Annotated in this window: 17 protein-coding genes and 2 pseudogenes; 9 read left to right on the forward strand and 10 right to left on the reverse strand. The window is 69.6% G+C overall.

Annotated elements, in window-relative coordinates:
• Positions 1 to 109: 109 nt before the first annotated feature.
• Positions 110 to 514: a type II toxin-antitoxin system PemK/MazF family toxin gene (locus ABZ876_RS12675; RefSeq protein ID WP_063731101.1), complete on the reverse strand. Its 405-nt coding sequence runs from the start codon at positions 512 to 514 to the stop codon at positions 110 to 112.
• A 212-nt stretch (positions 515 to 726) separates the two neighbouring features.
• On the opposite strand from ABZ876_RS12675, the pseudogene ABZ876_RS12680 reads away from it, so the two are divergent.
• The 3 genes and pseudogenes from ABZ876_RS12680 to ABZ876_RS12690 all read left to right on the forward strand — a co-directional run bounded on the left by ABZ876_RS12680 (position 727) and on the right by ABZ876_RS12690 (position 5,421).
• Positions 727 to 1,957: pseudogene (locus ABZ876_RS12680) on the forward strand (IS701 family transposase).
• A gap of 2,403 nt (positions 1,958 to 4,360) precedes the next feature.
• Positions 4,361 to 5,005: a YeeE/YedE thiosulfate transporter family protein gene (locus ABZ876_RS12685; protein WP_361778550.1), complete on the forward strand. Its 645-nt coding sequence runs from the start codon at positions 4,361 to 4,363 to the stop codon at positions 5,003 to 5,005.
• Complete coding sequence (locus tag ABZ876_RS12690) at positions 5,005 to 5,421, forward strand: YeeE/YedE thiosulfate transporter family protein (RefSeq protein ID WP_361778553.1); 417 nt, start codon at positions 5,005 to 5,007, stop codon at positions 5,419 to 5,421. Before ABZ876_RS12685 ends, ABZ876_RS12690 begins: the two co-directional genes overlap by 1 nt.
• A gap of 706 nt (positions 5,422 to 6,127) precedes the next feature.
• Here ABZ876_RS12690 and ABZ876_RS12695 read toward each other — a convergent pair.
• Entirely contained in the window at positions 6,128 to 6,607 is a 480-nt protein-coding gene (locus ABZ876_RS12695) for an ATP-binding protein (protein WP_361778556.1), read from the reverse strand.
• A gap of 159 nt (positions 6,608 to 6,766) precedes the next feature.
• Between ABZ876_RS12695 and ABZ876_RS12700 the strand changes: the two genes are divergently transcribed.
• Positions 6,767 to 7,144 carry an STAS domain-containing protein gene (locus ABZ876_RS12700; RefSeq protein ID WP_361778559.1) on the forward strand — a complete coding sequence of 126 codons (378 nt, stop codon included), beginning with the start codon at positions 6,767 to 6,769 and terminating at the stop codon, positions 7,142 to 7,144.
• Between the two features lie 254 nt (positions 7,145 to 7,398).
• Here ABZ876_RS12700 and ABZ876_RS12705 read toward each other — a convergent pair whose 3' ends face one another.
• Complete coding sequence (locus ABZ876_RS12705; protein WP_361779037.1) at positions 7,399 to 8,400, reverse strand: hypothetical protein; 1,002 nt, start codon at positions 8,398 to 8,400, stop codon at positions 7,399 to 7,401.
• A 160-nt stretch (positions 8,401 to 8,560) separates the two neighbouring features.
• Here ABZ876_RS12705 and ABZ876_RS12710 point away from each other — a divergent pair.
• A pseudogene (locus ABZ876_RS12710) lies at positions 8,561 to 8,815 on the forward strand (DUF6233 domain-containing protein); the annotation flags it as partial.
• Between the two features lie 33 nt (positions 8,816 to 8,848).
• Here ABZ876_RS12710 and ABZ876_RS12715 read toward each other — a convergent pair.
• Together ABZ876_RS12715 and ABZ876_RS12720 are read right to left on the reverse strand one after the other, a co-directional pair.
• Positions 8,849 to 9,666, reverse strand: a protein-coding gene (locus ABZ876_RS12715; protein ID WP_361778562.1) for an IS5 family transposase whose coding sequence is annotated in 2 segments (ribosomal slippage) — positions 8,849 to 9,318 and positions 9,318 to 9,666 — 819 coding nt in all. Because the reading frame shifts where the segments join, the coding sequence is not laid out codon by codon here.
• 285 nt (positions 9,667 to 9,951) lie between these two features.
• Positions 9,952 to 10,233 (reverse strand): DUF6417 family protein, encoded by a 282-nt coding sequence (locus ABZ876_RS12720; protein ID WP_361778565.1) that lies wholly within the window; start codon positions 10,231 to 10,233, stop codon positions 9,952 to 9,954.
• 9 nt (positions 10,234 to 10,242) lie between these two features.
• On the opposite strand from ABZ876_RS12720, the gene ABZ876_RS12725 reads away from it, so the two are divergent.
• Positions 10,243 to 10,755, forward strand: a complete 513-nt coding sequence (locus ABZ876_RS12725; RefSeq protein WP_361778568.1) for an integrase core domain-containing protein — start codon at positions 10,243 to 10,245, stop codon at positions 10,753 to 10,755.
• Between the two features lie 49 nt (positions 10,756 to 10,804).
• Here the strand turns inward: ABZ876_RS12725 and ABZ876_RS12730 are convergent, their stop codons facing one another.
• Entirely contained in the window at positions 10,805 to 11,776 is a 972-nt protein-coding gene (locus ABZ876_RS12730) for an EamA family transporter (protein ID WP_361778571.1), read from the reverse strand.
• Between the two features lie 110 nt (positions 11,777 to 11,886).
• Positions 11,887 to 12,861 (reverse strand): zinc-binding dehydrogenase, encoded by a 975-nt coding sequence (locus ABZ876_RS12735; RefSeq protein ID WP_361778574.1) that lies wholly within the window; start codon positions 12,859 to 12,861, stop codon positions 11,887 to 11,889.
• 103 nt (positions 12,862 to 12,964) lie between these two features.
• Between ABZ876_RS12735 and ABZ876_RS12740 the strand changes: the two genes are divergently transcribed.
• Positions 12,965 to 13,309, forward strand: a complete 345-nt coding sequence (locus tag ABZ876_RS12740; protein WP_361778577.1) for a helix-turn-helix transcriptional regulator — start codon at positions 12,965 to 12,967, stop codon at positions 13,307 to 13,309.
• A 733-nt stretch (positions 13,310 to 14,042) separates the two neighbouring features.
• On the forward strand, positions 14,043 to 14,990 hold the full coding sequence (locus ABZ876_RS12745) for a phosphotransferase (RefSeq protein WP_361778580.1): 948 nt from the start codon (positions 14,043 to 14,045) through the stop codon (positions 14,988 to 14,990).
• 384 nt (positions 14,991 to 15,374) lie between these two features.
• Here ABZ876_RS12745 and ABZ876_RS12750 read toward each other — a convergent pair whose 3' ends face one another.
• The 3 genes from ABZ876_RS12750 to ABZ876_RS12760 form a co-directional block, all read right to left on the reverse strand.
• Positions 15,375 to 16,814 carry a gamma-aminobutyraldehyde dehydrogenase gene (locus ABZ876_RS12750; protein WP_361778583.1) on the reverse strand — a complete coding sequence of 480 codons (1,440 nt, stop codon included), beginning with the start codon at positions 16,812 to 16,814 and terminating at the stop codon, positions 15,375 to 15,377.
• 13 nt (positions 16,815 to 16,827) lie between these two features.
• Entirely contained in the window at positions 16,828 to 17,229 is a 402-nt protein-coding gene (locus tag ABZ876_RS12755; protein WP_361778586.1) for a nuclear transport factor 2 family protein, read from the reverse strand.
• A gap of 78 nt (positions 17,230 to 17,307) precedes the next feature.
• Positions 17,308 to 18,843: a cytosine permease gene (locus ABZ876_RS12760; protein ID WP_361778589.1), complete on the reverse strand. Its 1,536-nt coding sequence runs from the start codon at positions 18,841 to 18,843 to the stop codon at positions 17,308 to 17,310.
• Between the two features lie 101 nt (positions 18,844 to 18,944).
• On the opposite strand from ABZ876_RS12760, the gene ABZ876_RS12765 reads away from it, so the two are divergent.
• Positions 18,945 to 20,396, forward strand: coding sequence for a PucR family transcriptional regulator ligand-binding domain-containing protein (locus ABZ876_RS12765; RefSeq protein ID WP_361778592.1), 1,452 nt, complete (start codon positions 18,945 to 18,947; stop codon positions 20,394 to 20,396).
• Positions 20,397 to 20,578 lie beyond the last annotated feature (182 nt).

A 20,578-nucleotide genomic window follows, 5' to 3' on the forward strand; every position in this document is an offset into this window, starting at 1 on the left:
ACACGGCCAGCGGTGGTGCGTCCCCACGGGGCGCACCACCCGTGCGGGTGCCAGGCCGGTGTCACCGGCTGGAGGCACCCGCCGTCGAGCTGGGCAGCACAGGCGTCCGCTACTCGAGTCCTTCGAGACGGCGGGCATCTTTGATCTCGCTGATCCTGGCAGCCGTCATCGGGGTCCACTCCCTCCTCTCTCCAGCGGCACGGAGGGCTTCTCCAACCTCGCTGAGCTTCACGGAGGACAACACGCCCGCCCGCTCGATCAGATCGTCCCGGGCCACGGTGGTCAGCCATGTGCACGGAGTAAAGCCTGGACGCGGGAACGCGAACCGCAGCACGCCTTCGAAGGGCAGTCCTTCCGGGGCTCCTACGGCCACTTCAACGCCCAGGCCGCTGATGTCGACGCCCGCTGGCGCAACGACCTGCATCGCCTGAAACCCGGATGACTCCTCGTCCGAGAGCAGCACCACCGGGCGTCGCTCATCGAAGTCGACCCACCAGACTTCACCGCGTTGCATGTGTCCTCCTGACACGAGACGGCGGGCGAACGCTGCGTGCCCCGTGCGGGACACGGAAGGGATGCGGCCCCGTCTTCGCACGTCGTGACCGAGGGGCGGTGAAGACGGGCGCGGCCACCGTTGATCATCGGTGTGTGAAGACTGAAGATCATGCGGTGGCCGCGAGTCACAGCGTAGACCCTGCCCGCTGGCAGGAGGCGTTCGAGGTCCCGATGTCCCGGATAGCGGGCCGGTTCGCGCGGGTTCAACCCCGGCGTCGGGTGCGGAACTTGGTGCTGGGGCTGCTGTCGGACCTGTCGCGCAAGAACTGCTGGAGCATCGCCGAGTGGGCCGGGCAGGCCAGTCCGCATGGAATGCAGCACCTGCTCGGCCGGGCTAAGTGGGATGCCGACACCGTGCGCGATGACGTGCGCGAGTACGTGCTGGAACATCTGCACGACGACGATGCGGTGCTGGTCGTCGATGAGACCGGGGACGTGAAGAAGGGCACGCACACCGTGGGTGTCCAGCGCCAGTACACCGGCACGGCCGGGAGGATCGAAAACGCTCAGGTCGCTGTCTACCTCGTCTATGCAGGCCGCCGCGGACACGCGGCGATCGACCGCGAGCTGTACGTCCCGCGCTCGTGGACGTGCGACCCGGACCGCTGCCGGGCGGCGGGACTGGGCGAGGACACCGTCTTCTCGACCAAGCCGGAGCTGGCCGCCCGCATGATCGGCCGGTTCCTTGACGCCGGGCACCGTGTCGGCTGGGTCGCGGGCGTGAGGTCTACGGCGGCAACCCCAAGCTGCGGGCCGCGCTGGAAGAGCGCCGGGTCGGCTACGTGCTCGCCGTTGCTTGCTCGGCCGAAGTCACCACGGGCGCGGGGAAGTTCCGCGCGGATGCCCTGGCCGTGAAGGTGCCGAAGTGGGCCTGGCTGAAGCTGTCGGCAGCGGCCGGCGGCAAGGGGCACCGCTTCTACGACTGGGCCGTCATCGACCTGGCCGAACCCCGCCTCGGCAGCCACCAACTGCTGATCCGCCGCAACCGCACCACCGGTGAACTGGCTTACTACCGTTGCTGGTCGCCGGCTGCGGTGCCTTTGGCCACGCTGGTGCGGGTCGCCGGGTCGAGATGGCGGGTGGAGGAGACCTTCCCCGGAAAGGGCCTGGCCGGACTGGACGAGCACCAGGTCCGCCGTTTCAGCTCGTGGTCTCGCTGGGTCACCCTGGTCATGCTCGCCCACGCCTTTCTCGCCGTCGTCCGCGCTGACGAACACGCCCGCCATTCCGCCCCGGACGGGCTGATCCCGCTCACCTGCGGCGAGATCCAGCGACTATTCACCACGCTCGTCGTTCGGCCCGTGCACGGTGCAGCCCACCGGCTCGGCTGGTCCGGCGACGCCGCCATCAGCCCCCAGCCCAGGCCAGCCATTACCGCCGACAAGCCGCGAATCAGACCTGAAGATCACGATCTACGGCTGGAGTACTAAGGGAACCGCAGCCGACCAGCACGGTCGGTGGCAGATGCCACACCCGAAGGCTCTGGTCCTCGGTTACGAGCAGGCTGCGCCCGTCCGGTGAGAACTCCACGGCCTGAGTTGGTCGGTGGCCCGCACCTCCCCCATCGCACCGCGCTCCAGCCTTTCGTCCAACTGACAGCGGTCCGCCAGCAGTCCCTGGACACCCACCCCGATCACCACAACGTTCGTACTCCCCCAGACCCGCCCCGCAAGGCCGTAGTCGCGCCGCAGGTGGCGGCCCCATCGCGCCTTCCCGCTGGACCGGGCTGCCGCTGGCACCGCCCATGGGGCAGGCAGACGAGGGGGCGTCTGCCTGCCCCGTGTACGCGGCTGCTCACTCAAAAAGAAGGGGGCGAGTGAGCGCCACGGGACCCCTGGGTCCTGGGTCCACCCATACAGCGCCGATGAGTCCGGCGATGTCACAGCCCGCGCATTCGGAGCGGCTGACTGCCGCGCGGTGCGCAGTGATGCGAAGCAGAGGCAGGCCCGGTTACGGGGGGAAACCGAGCCTGCCCCTGCGGCGCCCGTATGACTCCCCCCGGAGGCCGAGCGCCATAACCCCGCCCGGGGGTCACTTCGATCAGCGTCCGCCCAGACAGGAGTGTCACGGGCCGGCGGGGATGATTGTCAGGCCCTCACGTTTACGGAGGAACACACCTGGCACCTCTGCAAGTCTTTTACGAAAGGCACACACATGGGGCGTCTGCCGAGCGGGATATCTCGCGATGCCGGGATTGAAGTAATTGCTGGCACAAAAAGCATTACCAGTGAAAAAGCACACACAGGCCGCACTCAGCCTTCCGAAAGCGTGCCCGTGGGCTTACCCGTGACGCTCCCTCCGAAACAACCGCCTGAACGAGGTCCCTGACATGAACTTTGGGGGCGGACTCCCTGGTGGCGGTTCGCGGACAACGCCTGCAGGGGCAGGCCCGGCCGGCACAGCGGACGTCGACGGCGATCTCGACGGCCGGGTAGCGCTCTGAGGGGAGGCAGGCAGACCAGGACGTCATGGGTAAAGTCGCCTGCCCGCAGCGAAAGCGCGCTCGCCGGGAGGGTGCGGCCGCCTGACAGCCGGCCCGGGTCGCCCCTCCGGCGAGCGCAGCACACCCTGTCTCCACGTGCCTCATGCTGGGCTTTTCATCCACGCGATGAGTCGGTCCCACCAGCGCCCCTTCACGCGGCCAGTTGAACCGTCCAGGAGTCGAGGGAGGCGCGTGCGCCGCACCGCTGCGTCCGGCTGGACCAGAGTCGGTCCCGTTCGAGTTCTCGGCTCCCCCGTGCCCAGACACTCGCGCCCCGCCGGCTGGCATGTGCACCGCTGATGGGTTGGCACGCCGGCGAGGACTTGCTCCACGTGCCTGCCGCAGCCCTCGTAGGTCGCCTTCCGGCATGACTGGCAGACAGCACGTCGGCACATGATTCTCCTTCATTCGCACCCTTGTTGCCGACCATTAATATCAACAGTTTCATCACAGTCGGATTCACAGGTCCGCCACACACGACTCCCGTATCTGCACCGTCTCCACGAACAACCGACTCCGTCAGCGGCAGGGACGGTCGTGGGGCTGCGTCGCGACCTGATAGCGCGTGACATACCTCACTCAGCAATACTGGGCGGGCACGTTCGGAATGCTGCGGAAGTTGCTCGGACGCCGAAACAGTGGTTCCATCTCGGCCGGTCGAGAAATGGAGGCACCTTCCTTGTTGTGACAGGCCGTCACGCGTCTTTCTCAGTTCGTCGACCCGGGCGCGGTGAGGGCAAGAGACCGAGAACGGCAACCGCCCTCACGAACGGGTGGTGTGCGCCGGTCAGAAGGGAGCAACGTGAGTTGCTCGCACGCCGCAGGATGCCCCCTTTTCCCCTTGCTCAGGGCGAGCTTGCAAGGGTGGCGCGACTACTACTGCGACAGCGAGGATCAGTGGCTCGGCTGTGCGCGCTACCAGGTGTCACTCACCGGCGAGCGTGTGCCGATCAGCCTGCTGCCCAACGGGGCCCGCGCGCGACATCTTGAAGTCGCCGCCACCGGCGCGGACCGGTTCGATGCCGCCATCCCAGAGCAGAGACTCCAGCAGGCCCCGGCACCACGACACCCCTGGCCACAGGAGACCGCGTCCCGGTCACCGACGACACCAGTCAGGCCGCCCGAGCCACCGGAACCCGCGTCCGCAGCATCGGAGACGGGGGCTTGGCCGACATCCTCGACGATCCCGGTCTCGCACTATCGACCCTCACCCTCTCCAACGGTGTTCCAGCCGCCAGACCGTTCATCTCGACACACGGGGCAACGGCCCAGACCGAGACGCGGCTGGTGGACTCGGTTCACCGAATGGATGGGAGGCCCCGCATGAGCGGCTACTGGCCCTGGTGGGCCGGAGCGGCCGGACTCGCCCTGATCACCATCAACTACGCCCTCACCACGGACCGGTCGTTCGGGGTGTCGTCCGCGTGGGATCGCGTGTTGCACTGGCGCAGGGAGCGCCGTTTGGAGCGGATGGACGAGGAGTTCACCGACGAGCGCGCTCTCGCTGACGCTCTCGCCGCAGCTACGGCAGAGCACTTCGGCACCGGCCCCACGGCGTCGGCTCCGTACGGGACTTCACAGCTGCTCGAGAGGGACGCCGAACCGACGGCAGATGAGAGCACTTCGGTGACAGGCCCGGGCCCGGCCCCGCTGGTGACCCAGGCCGCCCTGCTGGCGTCGATCTTCTTCGGCGGACTGATCGCCGCGGTCGCCTCCGGCCGGTTCCGCCTCCGCTTCGACATGGGACCGGGATTCCGGAACATAGTCACCGCAAACCCGATCGCCATGACCGTCCTGCTGTTCCTCGGGGGCGTGCTGGTCGGCTTCGGCACCCGGCTGGCCGGTGGGTGCAGCTCCGGCCACGGACTCAACGGCTGCGGCCGCCTACGCCTGGTCAGCCTGGTCGCGACCGCCGTGTTCTTCGGCACCGCCGTCGTGGTGTCGTTCCTGCTGTGGAAGGTGATCTGATGCGTACCCGGGGTGCGATTCTGCTGGCCAACATCATCACTGGGCTGACTCTCGGCTTCACCGTCTCCAACATCGGATTCGGCGACTACACCGAGCTGAACCGCATGTTCACCTTCCAGGACCTGCGCATGCTCCTCTCCTTCGCCGGCGCGGTCGTGATGATCGTGTGCGCGTTCGCTCTGCTGCGAATCCGGCGCACCCCGGGGCGTATCCACGCCGGCGTGGTTCCCGGCGCCGTGCTGTTCGGCACGGGCTGGGCGATCTCCGGAGGGTGCCCGGCAATCCCGATCGTCCAGGTCGCCAGCGGATACCTGCCCGCCCTGGTCACCATCGTCGGCGTCACCGTCGGGATCCGGCTGTGCCGCTGGGCCAACGCCCGCTACTTCCACCTCGACCGCGGCTCCTGCGGCCTGTAATCAGAAACGTCCATCGGCCCACCCCGCCGCACAAACAAGTGCGGTGGGGTGGGCCCCGGTCGCTCCGCCCCGGATCATCCAGCCGCGCCCTGCCTCAGTCACCCGCGTCCGCAGCGTGCCGATACCGCGTCAGGCCTCGCGCCGACGGCGACAACCGATCCGGCACGCCCCAGCCGTACGCGAGGGCATGCCACATCTGCGCAGCGCATCCGCCCATCGGCCGGCCAGTGGCAAAGGAACCCGCCCGACCACGCGGCCAGGACCACGAACAGCGCGCTGCTGGTCGGCGGATGCGGTCGCGATGCTCCTCCCCGCCTGCGGGGGCAATCTGATCTTCTGCCCCCGGTCACGGCAGGGGCGGACCGGGCCGGGCTGCCTGGGTGACGAGATTGAAGCGTGCTCTTTCCAGACCCTGGATGCTCTCGCATATACCGGCGCAGACATACAGGGCGTAGGAGTGATCTTGCAGCTGGGCGCGAGAGCAGCGGCTTGGGACAGTACCTCCTCGACCAGCAGTGACCCGGCGTCTCTCACAACGCCCGAGCACAGGATGGCCGGGAACCGCGTCAGCACCGCGAAAACGCTGGATGATGATCACGGCGTGGAGGCCCCTCGCGGAAGACGGCCCCAGTCGGGTGCCTGCGCCGCGCCCGGCTACCAGCCCGCTCGTGTGAAGGTCCCCGTTGCCCTCGTCCGCCCCGCCCCGTTACAGGGGGCGGCGTCCGGCGACCGCCCCGTCCGGGTCGTCCAGCAGGGCGATGCGGGCGGTGATGCGTTTGCCGACCGGCTCGCGCTGCGCTTCGAAGCCCTGGGCGACGGCCATGACGATCTCCAGGCCGTGCTGGCCCACCCGGCCGACGTCCGCGGCCCTGGCGATGGGCAGTACGGGGTCGGAGTCCCAGACCACGACCTCGACCGTGTCACCGGTGATCCGCAATTCCAGCAACACCGGCCCGGGAGCGTACTTGCGGGCGTTGGTGACCAGCTCGCTGACCACCAGCTGGGTCAGGTCCATGGCGCGCTGCGAGACCGGCAGCCCGTGGTCGGTCTGCACACGAGTGAGGAACTCGACGGCCAGATGACGGGCCTGGGCGATGACTGTGCCGTCCCCGTCCAGCGCCGTCGTGGTCTGAATGGCGTGCTCGCCCTGCGTGGCGCCATCCTCGTACACGGGCACTGATTCCATCGCGGCCGCCTTCACTCCCCGTTCACACCGGACGCTTGTACCCCGGCCGGGGAAGATGATGCCTGCTGCCTTCGTGTGGGCTCCGTCTCACCACGGCATCGGCCGGCATATGCGGGGCAGCGGTTCCCGTGAAGATCTGGCTGTGCCAGGATCCCCGACATGGCTGAGGAAGAAGTGACGGACACCGAACAGGCGGTGCAGCCGGGCGAGCTGTCCGTCGTGGCCACCGTCACCGACGGCATCCACGTACTGACCGTGGCCGGGGAAATCGACCACCGGACCGGTGACACGCTCCACCAGGCCCTGGACGTCTCCAGCGTGCCCCGGCCCCGCATCGTGGTGGACCTGGCCCGGGTGACCTTCATGGACTCCAGCGGCATCAACATACTCATCATCGCCCACCGCACCCTCACCGAGGCCGGCGGCTGGCTCCGCCTGGCCGCACCCGCCCCCTCCGTGTGGCGCATCCTGCAACTCGTCGGCCTCGACACAGTCATCGACTGCCACGAAACCCGCCAGCAGGCGCTCACCGGCTGACCCCCTTCCGCGGCGCACGATCCGGTACGGCTGTCAGGAATCGAGACGACCGGGCAGTTATACCGGTGCCGGTGTGCTGATCCAGGACAGACGGCCCTCGTCGCAAGCCGCCCTACCGCGCTGCCCATCAATTCGCCCAGGCCGCTGAGCGTTTGGAAGTCGACGCCGAATCTCCGGTGGCCGTGCCTGAGTGATGCCTGCGCCGGTCAACCAGGGCCTCGAGACGGCTTGTGAGTCCAGAAGATGAGGACAGGCTACGAAACGCGGCGGAAACGGGTGGTGGAGGCGGGACCGACCGAGCCGGGGCCGAATTTGGCTCGGATGCGGTCCATGGTTCCTTCGGCCACCAGCCGGGACTCGCGTGCTTGATCGAGGCTGATCTGCTGGGCGACCTGGTCGGCACTGATGAGGTCCTCGCCTTTGAGGGAGATGCCGGTCAGCCGGGAGCGCTGGAGGCCGGCGGCGTCCATCAGCTGGTAGGCGAGGGTGCGTAGGTCTTGGTCGTGGGCCGAGGCTTCCGTCAGGCGGCGGGTCTTGTGCCAGGTGGTGCCGCCCGCGAAGCGCAGGGTCAGGGTGAGTGCCTGGGCCACCTGGCCGCGGCGGCGCAGCATGAGGGCGAGCTGGACGACGAGGTCGAGGAGGGCGGCCCGGACGGCGGCCCCGTCCAGGGTGTGGTGGGTGAAGCGGTGCCGCATGGTGGCGGAGGCGGGCAGCGCGCGCGGGACGACAGGGCGGGGGTCGATGCCGCGGGCGCGGTCGGTGGCGAGACGGCCGGCCGTCTCGCCGAGCAGGCGCTGCACGGTGGCGGGTGAGACGTCGGCGAGCAGCCCGATGCAGTGGATGCCGTAGTCGCGAAGGACGGCGGCCTGGCGCGGGCCGATGCCGTGCAGGGCCTCCACGGGCAGCGGCCCGAGCCAGTCGGCGACCTGGTCGGGGCCGATGGCGAGGACGCCTCCCGGGCTGGGGATCTGGCCGGAGGCGGTGGCAGCGACCGTGATCGTGGGACCGACACCGACACGGACGTCGACGCCAAGGCGGGAGATGGACCTGACCCTGAGCACCTCCCCCAGGTGGGCCGCGTCGGTGCCGTGGTAGCGCAGGGCCCCTTTGAGTTCGACCAGCGCACAGGACGGCGGCAGCGCCTGCACGACCGGAGAGAGGTCCGCCAGCAGCTCCAGCAGCTGCCGGTAGAGCTCCTCCGGCAGACGCTCCGGGCCGCGCACATGCATGACTGTCGGCCGTGCGACCTGCGCCATTTCGTGGTTCACCGTGGTCACCTCCCACCCCCACGTTATCGAACATAAAATCGAACACGCGAGGGCGACGGGTGTCGATCACGCGCTTAGAATCAAAAACATGTTCGACGACTTGCCGCCCGACCTTGAGCGGCTGCGCACCTTGCGGGTGTGGCATGCGATGTGGCTGGCCCGCATCGACCGCAAGATCGAACTGCTTCTCAAGCGGCAGGCCGAGCAGGACCATGGCCGACGGGCGAAGCCCGAGCCGCCCGAGTGGATCGTCGAGCTCGGCATCGGTATCGGTCGACCACCGGTGCAGGTCCACCGGGGCACCTGCTACATGGCAGGCAAACGACGCCGGCCTATCGAGCGGGACGAAGCCCGCCGTCTGCTCGCCCACGGCACCAGCGCCTGCACCCACTGCCGACCCGACGCGGGTCTCGGCATCATCGACTTAGACCGTGTCCTATGTGGTGAGGCGGAGCAGTCGCTTGTAGCAGCAGATGGCGGCCGCGAGGCCGAGAAAGGCCAGGTAGTTACGGGGATCGTGCTCATATCGGGGGCTGAGCCTGCGGTAGCCGGACAGCCAGGACATCGTTCGCTCGATCACCCAACGACGGCGACCCAGGCGTTCGCTGGACTCGATGCCTTTACGGGCGATGCGCACGCCGATGTGTTTGCCGCGTAACCATTTCCGCAGGTGGGGGACGTCATACGCCTTGTCGGCGTGCAGGCGCTGAGGCTTGAAGTGGCGGCCGCGGTGGGGGTCATGTCTCGTTTGGTGACCCTCGAGCATGGGCTTCAGAGCTTCGCTGTCGTGGGTGTTGGCGGCCGAGACACCGACGACCAGGGGCAGTCCGTTCGCGTCCGACAGGACGTGCATCTTGGAACCCGGCTTGCCCCGGTCCACGGGGCTCGGACCTGTGAGTTCGCCCCTTTTTTAGCCCGCACGTGAGCGGAGTCGAGGACCACGCGCGAGACGTCGATGAGGCCGGCGTCATCGAGTCGGTGCAGCACCGCCTCATGCAGCCGGCCCCACACCCCGGCCCGCGACCAGATCAGGAACCGGCGGTGCGCAGTCGACTTCGATATCCCGAAACACGGCGGGAGGGCCCGCCAGGCACAACCGCTGACCAGCACGTAGATGATCGCCGCGAACAGCGTCTCATCAGGCGTGTCCGGCGTTCCCCCGCCCTGCGGCCGCACCTTCGACGGCGGGATCAGCGGCTCGGCGATCTCCCACAGGCCGTCCGGAACAATCCAACTCCACGTACCCCGCCCCATGCACAGCCCAACGAGCGATCACCACATAGGACACGGTCTTAGACAACGGTCGGCCCCGGACAGCGCACGCTGTCCGGGGCCGACCCTGAAAAGGGTGTGCTCGTGAAGGGCGGTCGCCTACGCGGCGAAAGGCTCTGCGGGGCTTCAGCCGAACGATCGTCCCCACAGGCAATAGATGAGGCCCGGGGACACTGTCCCCTTCACCATCACGGCCTGTGCAACGACACACGCCCGGCGAACATTCCCTCCGACTGCCGTTGGCCTCTTGCCGCTCGCGTGTGCTGCTCACTGCGGGCGGGTCAAGCGGAGGGTTCCCGTGGCCCGGTCCGCGCGGAACGCGACGCCGTACGCCCGGCCGAACCGGTTGGCCTCCGCGACAGAACCACCCATGGAAGGCAGGTGGAAGGCGTAGGCCACCGACTCGATCTGCTCCGCGTTCAGGCGCAGCGGCCAGCGGTTGCCGGGCCGGTCGAAATACGCGGTGCGCACCCGTTTCGCCAGGCCGTCGGCCGGCGGTACCCGCCCCGCGCCCAGGCAAGCGGACTCCTCGCGGCGGACTTCTTCCACGTCGACACGGTGACCCTGAAGCGGCTGTACGTCTTCTTCGTCATGGAGGCCGGCACCCGCACCGTCCACGTCCTCGGCGTCACCGCCCACCCCACCGCCGCCTGGGCCACCCAACTCGCCCGCAACCTGCTGCCCGACCTCGGCGAGCGCGCTACCGGCTTCCGCTACCTGCTGCGCGACCGGGACGCGAAGTACACCGACGCCTTCGACGCCGTCTTCACGAGCGAGAACATATCGGTCTTGAAGAGCGCGCCGCAGGCGCCGAAGATGAACGCCCACACCGAGAGATGCATTCGCAGCGTCCGCGCCGAGTGCACCGATCGGATCCTGATCCACAACGAGCGGCACGCCCGGCAGGTCCTCGCCGAGCACGCCGAGCACTGCAACTCCGGAAGGCCGCACCGGGCCCTGCAACTGCGAGCCCCTGCCGACGACTCGAACGTCATCCCGTTCCCAGCACAGCGCGTACAGAGACACGACGTCCTCGGCGGACTCATCCACGAGTACAGCGATGCATCCTGACGGAGGTCACGGGGAACTGACGAACGCCCAGGTCAGAGGACATGCGGACTTATGGCACCCCACAGGCAGGAACTCCGGCCTCTTCGCGAGCAGCACTCGTTTCGGCGGCCGGGGAGCCTGTGGCTCGGACACGGGACCTCTTCTCGGGGCTCGTGAGTACTGCCGTGACGGAGGCGCTGGCGACTGCTGCAATGCCGAGCCATTGCGGCCAGCGAAGATGCTGTCCCAGGACGGCCAGGCCGAATACGGCTCCGGCGGCTGGTTCCAGGCTGGTGAGCACGCCGAAGACCCGGGGCGGGATCCGGCGCAGTGCTTCGAGGTTGAGGGAGTAGGGAAGGACGCTGGAGGCGACCGCCACCACCACAGCCACCCACAGCACGTGCGGATCCAGCAGGGCCGTTTTGCCGTGCAGGATGCCGTACGGTGCGCTCACCAATGCGGCCCAGGTGAAGACGACCGCCAGCCCCTGGCCTCCGTCGATCAGCCTGGCCATGCGGGCGGAGACGAGGATGTATCCGGCCCAGCAGCAAGCCGCCAGGGCGGCCAGGACGACGCCGCCCGGCGGGAGGGAGGCCGCGCCGCCTCCGCTCAGCAACGCCACGCCGCCTGCCGCCACGCAGGCTGGCACCAGGTCGGCCAGGCGCCGGGAAGCGGCCAGGGCGATGGTGAAGGGGCCGAGGAACTCGATCGTGGCGACGACGCCGAGCGGAACGTTGCTTTCCACGGCCGCGAAGAACGCGATGTGATGGCCGGCGAGCAGGGTGCCCGCGCCGAGCATGGCCGGCCAGGCTCCCTTCATCCGGCTCAGTGCCGCGCGCCGCGGCCGCCACATCACGCACAGCAGCCCGCCCGCGATCAGCAGGCGCAGGAACACCACTCCGGCGGAACCCACCTGCGGATACACGCGGGGAGCGAGTGCCGCGCCGAACTGGATCCCGCAGACCCCGGCCAGGACCAGACAGGGGGCGGGCACCTTGCCCGCCACGGCCGAGAAGCCTTGCGGCGCACTGCTGAGTTGCATCGTTTTCGTCCATGATCGAAGGCTCTGGAAGCGCGGGACGTCCGGAGTCGGTGTGCGGAGCTGGGCGCGGCAGGAGTGCCTGTCCCCCGCCGGTCGTGGGGGTGCTCGTCTCAGGCGGCGCGCAGCAGGAGCTTGCCGGTGGAGGTGCGGCCGCCCATGAGGCGGTGGGCCTCGGCCGCGTCCTGCAGCGCGAATTCCGCGGTGACGGGCAGGGACACGGTCCCCTCGGCGACGGTGCGCAGCGCGCGACTGGTCAGCTCGCGCAACGCCTCCGGTGCCGTGCCGGCAAGGGCCAAAACGGAGAAGCCGCTGATGGACAGGCCGCGGGCGGCAAGGCCGGCCTGTCCGGCTTGCCACGGCTCGGCGCCGCTCGCGTTACCGAAGGAGACGAGGCGCCCGAAGACGGCCAGCGCATCCAGTCCGCGGCGCAGCGTGTCTCCGCCGACCGGGTCGAGAACCAAATCGACGCCCCTGCCGCCGGTGGCGCGGCGCACGTCCTGGTCGAAGGCGTCGGCCAGGAACACGTCGTCGTATCCGTGCGCGCGGGCGTGCTCGGCCTTGGCCTTGCTGGAGGTCACCCCGTACACGGCACCGGCGCCCGCCGCGCGGGCCAGTTGCCCGACTGCCGTGCCGATCCCGCCGGCAGCGCCCTGCACAAGGATGCTCTCCCCGGCCCGCAGCCGACCCACCTCGTGCACCAGGGCGTGAGCGGTCGGCAGCACCGTCGGCACGGTCGCCGCGGTGCGCAGGTCCATGCCATCGGGCAGAGCGAACACGGCCGCCGCCTCGGCAACGACCACGTCGGCATATCCGCCGCCCTGCACGAGCCCGGCGACCTCCTGCCCCACCTTCAGCGCGGTCACGCCCTCGCCGACGGCCCGGATGCGCCCGGACACCTCCAGGCCAGGGCGGTGGGGCAGCGAGGCGACCCGATACCCCTCGGCCCGCGCCTTGAGGTCGGCGAAGTTGACGCCCGCCCACGCGACGTCGATGGCCACCTGCCCAGCGCCGGGCTCGGGGACCTCGGCCTCGACGACCCGCAGCACGTCAGGGCCGCCGTACTCCTGGAACTCGACCGCACGCATACGCAGAACCACCTCTCCGAGAGCGTTCGACGGGCAGCAAACGCTCGCACTGTATGATGACCATCGAACACTCCGCAAAGGGCAACGCCAGGAGGGGCGAGCGATGACGGACAAGACCCCGGGCAAGAGCCACCGCCCGGCACCCGTTTTCACGCACCCCGACGACGTCCCCCTGCTGACCGCGCTGACAGCGCTCGCCGACCCGGTCCGCATACAGCTGGTGCGCACCCTGGCCGACCATCCCGACTGGTCCCTGAGCTGCAGCAACTTCGACGTGCCCGTCGGCCGGGCGGCCAAGAGCCACCACTTCTCGGTCCTGCGCGCCGCCGGGCTGGTCGAGCAGCGCGACGACGGGCCCAAGCGACTCAACCGGCTGCGGCGGGAAGAGTTCGACGCCCGCTTCCCCGGCCTGCTCGACCTCACACTCCGCGACGACGAAGTCTCCTGATACCCGCCAGCACCCCCCACGGGCCAGCGCGAGTCCGCCCAGTCCGCCCCACCTCTGTCGCCGCCGGCAGTGACGGCAACGACGGCGGACGGCAGCGGCACTTAGGTGGAAGCCGATGAGGAACGACGCGGGGCGGAGCGGCGCCGGGGCGAGGAGAGGCGGCCGCCTGCGCCTGAGTGTTGATCCAGTACGGGCTTCAACCGCACGAACGTCTAGCCGTGCACACTGGCGAGTGCTGGGCAGCGGACGGTGCCGCCCGGTGGCTCGGCAGCAGGCCCTGGAGGCGTTTCGCCAGCGGGTGCCGGCTGCGTCCACTGCCGACCGGACACGGCCCTGGGCATCCTCACTAGGCGTCTTCAAACGGATCTTGCCCAGATCAGGAACGATGCGAGACTGACCGCTGCCTCGTAGGAGGCGGCGGTTTAGCGGTAGTGGGCTGCGGCCGACGGACGCCGCAGTGCATGGTGCCCGTCGGCGGGTCCCCGCGCAGTGGCCGGACGCGGCCGTCGGCGGGCGACGGCCGCCAGTGTACGAAGGAACAGCCACTGTCGGCTCCGGATACGCAGGATCCGCCGGCACTGTTCCGCCGTGTACGCGTGGCGGTCCGCACGGCGCCCGGCAGCGCTCCGTCACCGGGTGTCGCGCGGGCGAGGGGCCTACCGTGGGAGATGGTCCCGGCGTCGGCTCCGCCGACCGGCCGGTCGTTCACGCCGGGGGCGGAAGGAGGCACGAGATGTCCGATGCGATACGGGACACCACGGCCCGGCGCGTACGACATTTCGTCGACGCCGGATATCCCGACGCCGGGCCCGTCGAGGCGGCGGTGGAGGGAGCCGTCTACCGACTCGGGGACGGAACGGTGGCCAAGGTGTGGGAGCGCCGACGGGGATCCGAACTGCGGCGGATGCAGCGTTTCTACGCCGATGCCGCGGCGCACCTGCCGTTCGGCTCCCCGGAGATCCTCGCCGTCGAGGACATCGACGGTGTCCCGATGACCGTGGAGCGGGAGCTGACCGGCGAGCCCTTGGCAGGCAGGATCCGCACCGACGACCCGGACGAGGTGCTGCCCGAAGCGGTCGACTGCCTGGTCGGCGTGCTGCGCGCCCTCGCGGACGCCCATGACGTCGACGAGGTCAAGCACCTTCCTGTGCTGGACGAGGAACGCCCGCTGTGGGAAGGCCACACCACTTTCGGATCCGCCCTGGCGGACCTGGTGGACCGGCGGGTCAGCCGGTGCGCGGACCGGCTCTCCACGCATGTCCGCGACTTCGACGACACGCGCGCCCGGCTGCTTCGGAAGCTGCGCTCGCTGCCCCGTACCGACGAGGCGGTCGTCCACGGTGACGTCTTCCCGGAGACCGTGCTGGTGGACGACGACCTGCGGCCGCTCGCCCTCGTGGACTACGGCTTCCTGTCCACGGGCGGGGACCCCCGGTTCGACGCCGCCGTGGCCGCGGCCATCTTCCCGGCGGGCACCGAGCACGCCCCGGAGATCACCCGGCAGCTCACCACGCGGTTCGCCGACGAGTTCGGCTACGCGGTCGACGACCTCCTGCTGTACCGGGCCGCCTATGCGATGGCCACGAGCGACGCCTTCGCGCCGGGCGGCGGTGACGAGCACTTCGCCTGGTGCGTCACCGTGCTCGAGGACCCGGCCGTCGCCGAGTCCCTGCACCGGTGACGCACCGCGGGCAGCCGGGCAGCCGCGAAGTTCCGGTGACGGTGTCTGCGGTGCCCTGCGATCCCGAGCGGATCCAGGGGCACATGGCCCTGGAGGTCGAGCGGCCGTTCTCTCTGCCGACGACGCCCGAGGAGGCCACGAAGACAGCGGGTGGATGGTCGAGCGGAAGGCCGGGGTTCCAAGCAGTCAGGCACTGCGCGCTTGGCACGAACAGCGGCTGGGGTACGACGGAACGGGACATGGGCCGCCCGTTGCCCGGGACAACCGCCCGATCCGGTGCCGGGCATGAGGCGGGCGAGGAGTTGCCGGGTGTCGCGGTCGGTGGTGTGGACCCCTCGGCCCGCCCCGGGACAGGCCGGGGCGCGGCCGACGAGTTGCCGGACCTCAGAGCGACGTCATGACGTGCTTGATCCGGGTGTAGTCCTCGAAGCCGTATGCGGAGAGGTCTTTGCCATAGCCGGACTTCTTGAACCCGCCGTGCGGCATCTCGGCGACGAGGGCCATGTGGGTGTTGATCCACACACAGCCGAAGTCGAGGTTCTTCGACATCCGCATCGCCCGCGCGTGGTCCTTGGTCCACACCGAGGAGGCCAGCGCGTAGTCGACGCCGTTGGCGTACCGCAGGGCCTGGGCCTCGTCCGTGAAGGACTGGACGGTGATGACCGGGCCGAAGACCTCGTTCTGGATGATCTCGTCGTCCTGCCGGAGGCCGGAGACCACGGTCGGGGCGTAGAAGTAGCCCTGCTCGCCGACCCGGTGGCCGCCCGCCTCGATCCTGGCATGCTCGGGGAGGCGCTCGATGAAGCCGCTGACCTGGGCGAGCTGGCCCGCGTTGTTCAGCGGTCCGTAGAGCACGTCCTGGTCGTCCGGCAGCCCGGTCCTGGTGTCGGCCGCGGCTTTGGCGAGGGCGGCGACGAACTCGTCGTGGACCGTCTCGTGGACCAGGACGCGGGTGGCGGCCGTGCAGTCCTGCCCGGCGTTGAAGAAGCCGCCGATCACCAGGTCCTCGACCGCCTTCACCAGGTCGGCGTCCTCGAAGACCACCGCCGGGGCCTTGCCTCCGAGTTCCAGGTGGACCCGCTTGACGTCCCTGGAGGCGCTCTGGGCGACCTGGATGCCGGCGCGTACCGAACCGGTGATGGACGCCATCGCGGGGGTCGGGTGCTCCACCATCAGACGGCCGGTCTCACGGTCACCGCAGACCACATTGAAGATTCCGCGGGGCAGTGCCAGCTCCTCCAGGACACCGCCGATGATCTCGGCGATCAGAACGGTGGAGGCCGGGGTGGTGTCCGAGGGCTTGAGGACCACGGCGTTGCCCGCCGCGAGCGCCGGGGCGAACTTCCACACCGCCATCAGCAGAGGGTAGTTCCATGGCGCGACCTGGGCGCACACACCGACCGGCTCGCGGCGGATGACAGAGGTCATTCCCTCCATGTACTCGCCGGCCGAGCGGCCCTCCAGCATGCGCGCCGCGCCCGCGAAGAAGCGGATCTGGTCGATTGCGGGGGCGAGTTCCTCACTGCGGGTGAGGTGGAGCGGCTTGCCGGTGTCCCGGCTCTCCGCGGCGACCAGTTCGTCGGCTCGTGCCTCCATCGCGTCGGCGATCTTCAACAGTGCGCGCTGCCGTACGGACGGTGTGGTGTCGCGCCATATGGGGAACGCCGAGGCCGCGGCCGCCATCGCGGCGTCCACGTCCGCGGCCCCCGAGAGCGGGGAAGTCGCGTAGACGTCACCAGTGGTGGGGTCCACCACATCGAGCGTGCGGTCGTCCGAGGCGTTGGCGAACGCACCGTCGATGTAGTTGCGGAAGGTGGTGCTCATGCGTATCCCCTGGTTAGGCGGCGGTACGGGCGGACAGGTGCTCGTGGACGGCGACCCAGCGGCCGCCGTCGGCGCGGGTGAAGACGATGGTCTCCCGTTCGTGGACCGTCTCCTCGCTGGTGTGGGTGGCAACCCGGGTCTCGACGTTGTGACTGAAGACGGCCGTGTCGCCGAAGTGCTGGATCAGCTGTTCGGACGAAGTGCAGCCGAGGATCCGGAAGCCGTCCTGTTCGACCCACTGCTGCCACAGCGCCCGGTACTCGGCCGTGGAGCCGAGCCGCTGCGGGGTGGTGTGGAAGACGAAGGTCGCGTCGGGGGCGAAGGCGCCGAAGTAGTCGTCGAGACGGCCCTCGGCGAAGGCGGCGACAAGCGCGTCCGCAGCGGTCCGGACCTCCTGGACAGTGGTGGTGCTCATGCACGGCTCCTGGTCACGGGCGTCCGGCGGTCGAGGCCGGAACGCAAGGCGTTCGGTTACGTAGGTGATGGCGAGGCCTCAGTGGGCCACGACGGGCTCGGTGACGGTCTCCCCGGTGTCACCGGTGATCGGCGGCACCGGGGCATCCGACGCCCGCACGAATCGGGGCCCGGCCGGCCCGTACACGGCGCGCGGTTCGGGGAACACAGCGAGCAGGGCGAGGTAGAGCACGATCGCGAGGGTGAGGCCGACCAGCAGCGAGATGTCCGTGCCGCCCGCGAGATCGCCGAGCGGGCCGACGAACTGGCCGGGCAGGTTGGTGAAGAGGAGCGCCACGACGGCGGAGACGAGCCAGGTGGACATGCCGCGCCAGTTCCAGCCGTGCGTGAACCAGTAGCGGCCGCCGCGCTGGCGGCGGTTGAAGACCTGCAGAGCCTCCGCGTCGTACCAGCCGCGCCGGGTGACGTAGCCGAGCGTCATGACGATCATCCACGGTGCGGTGCAGGTGATGATCAGCGTGGCGAAGGTGGAGATGGACTGCGCGAGGTTGAGCGCGAAGCGGCCGGCGAAGATGAACGCGATGGACAGGGCACCGATGAAGAAGGTGGCCTGGACGCGGCTGAAGCGCGTAAAGACGCTGGAGAAGTCGAGCCCCGTGCCGTACAGGGACGTCGTGCCGGTGGAGAGGCCGCCGATCAGGGCGATCAGGCAGAGCGGCAGGAAGTACCAGCCCGGTGAGATCGCGAGCAGTCCGCCCACGTAGTTGGGGGCGGCAGGGTCGACGTACTTCTCGGCCTTCGACGCGATGATCGACGCGGTGGCCAGGCCGAAGAGGAACGGCAGCAGGGTGGCGATCTGGGCGAGGAACGCGGCCCCCATCACCCGGCGGCGCGGAGCCCCGGCCGGGATGTAGCGGGACCAGTCACCGAGGAACGCGCCGAAGGAGACCGGGTTGGAGAGCACGATCAGCGCGGAGCCGATGAACGAAGGCCAGAACAGTGGGTCGGCCGTGGAGGCGAAGGCTCCTGCGTAACCGGGGTCGAAGTCGCCCGCGAAGGCGAAGGCGCCGAGTACGAAGAGGGCCGACGCCGCCAGCACCGCGATCTTGTTGACCAGCAGCATGAACCGGAATCCGTAGACGCAGACGACGAGGACCAGCCCGGCGAAGATCGCGTACGCGATGCCGTAGGTCACGTCCGACTCGGGGACGTGGACGAGCCGGTGCGCGCCGCCGACGAGCGCGTCCCCCGAGGACCACACCGAGATCGAGAAGAACGCGATGGCGGTGAGCAGGGAGAGGAACGAGCCGACGACCCGGCCGTGCACGCCCAGGTGCGCGGAGGAGGAGACAGCGTTGTTCGTGCCGTTGGCGGGGCCGAACAACGCCATCGGGGCCAGCAGGAGCGCACCCGCCACGAGACCGAGGACGGTCGCCGCGACACCCTGCCAGAAGGAGAGGCCGAAAAGGATCGGGAAGGCGCCCAGCACACAGGTCGCGAAAGTGTTGGCACCGCCGAAGGCGAGCCGGAACAGATCGATCGGGCGGGCTGTACGGTCCTTGTCCGGGATCCGCTCGACACCATAGGTCTCTATCTCGGTTATCGAGGTCGTCATGGGTGCTCCATCTTCCGGTCATGCAGGGGCGACGATGCAGTGTGGGGCCCGCGGATGACCAGCGACAATTGTGTTTGCCACAGAGCCGTACGCTGTTTTGTGTGGCAAGCAACAAACTCACCGTCGGTGATCTGCTCTCCTTCCCGGCGCTCCAGCTCTCCGTGAAGGCCGGCAGCGCCGGTCTGGACCGGTCCGTCTCCTGGGCGCACGCCAGCGAGCTTGCCGATCCCACGCCCTGGCTCCTGGGCGCCGAGGTGATCATGACGGCGGGCCTGGCGGTCCCCCGTACTGCGGCCGGACAGCGCGCCTACCTGGAGCGGCTGGACGACGCCGGGGTATCCGCTCTGGCCCTCTCCGCGCAGCTGCACATGCCCCCGCTGCACGATGCGTTCTTCCAGGCGGCGGAGGAGCGGGGCTTCCCGGTTCTCGAAGTACCGCTCGCCGTCCCGTTCATCGCGGTCGCCCAGGAAGTCGCGGCCGCGGCCCAGGAGGACGCCCGGCACCGGCTGGGCGCGCAGCTCCAGGTCTTCGGCGCGCTGCGCTGGCTGGTCGCCGAGGATCTCGACACGCCCACACTTCTGCGCCGTCTCGAAGACCTGTCGGGTTACGACGTCTATCTCTGCACACCGCAGGGCCACCCGCTCCTGCCCGGCGTTCCCGTGCCGGATCCCGCTGTCCTGCCCGTTTCCACCGACGCCCCGCCGACGATCCCCGGCGGATTCGTCCTCCCGGTGCCCGCGCCCGGCGGCCCGGCGGGCTTTCTGGTCGCATGCGAGCGTCAGGGCGCCCAGCCCGCGGGACTCGCCGTCGTCCAGCACATCGCCACGGTGGCGGCGCTGCGGCTGGCGATGGTACGCAACGAGCGCGAGACGCTGCGCCGCGAGGGCGCGGAGACACTGGCCGAACTACTGCAGGAGGTGCTCGACCCGGAGGTGGCGCGCCGCCGGCTCGCCCGGCACGCGATCGAGGGCGACACCGTACTCCTCGTAGTGCGCCACACCACCGACGAGGCGCTGCTGTCCTGTCTGCAGGACCAACCCCATCTGCTGCTCACCCGAGGTGAGGACCGCTACGTCCTGGGGCCGTCGGAGCTGGCGGTGGCCGTCGCTGAGCTTCAGGCCGGGGCAGCCGGGGTCAGCCGCACCTTCCTGCCGGGCGCCGCGCTGAAGGTCGCCCAGCGCGAGGCGCTCTGGGCGGTCGCCAAGGCCGTGGAGTCGGGTCGCCCCGTCGTCCGATACGGCGACGACTCGACGGGCCGGTGGCTGCCCGACGACCCCGCTGCCCTGACCGCGCTGGTCGAGTACGTGCTTGGTGCGGTCCTGCGCTACGACGAAACCCATGACTCGCAGCTGCTGGTCTCCGCCCGCACCTGGATGGAGCGCGACCGCCGCACCGAGACGGCCGCGGCGGCGCTCCACATACACCCCAACACCCTCGCCTACCGGCTGCGCCGTTTCGGTGCTCTCGCCGACCGTGATCTGACATCGACGGGGGCCCTGGCCGAGGTCTGGCTGGCGATTCAGGCAGCGGGGGCGCTGGGCCTGACCGACTGAGCACGTTCGGGGCAGGCCGGGAGGGCAGAGCTGGGAGACTGATGAGGGAAGGATGCGACCCCGGCCGGCCTCGACGGAGACCTGCGCGCCAACATCCCTGGCGCATCCTCCGCTCCCCTGCCGGATCCCTACCGTCCGCCCCTTCGCCGAGTGGAAGAGCCAGACCACTCCCCCGTCACCGC

Source organism: Streptomyces sp. NPDC046931, from assembly GCF_040644655.1.
Taxonomy (GTDB): Bacteria; Actinomycetota; Actinomycetes; order Streptomycetales; family Streptomycetaceae; genus Streptomyces.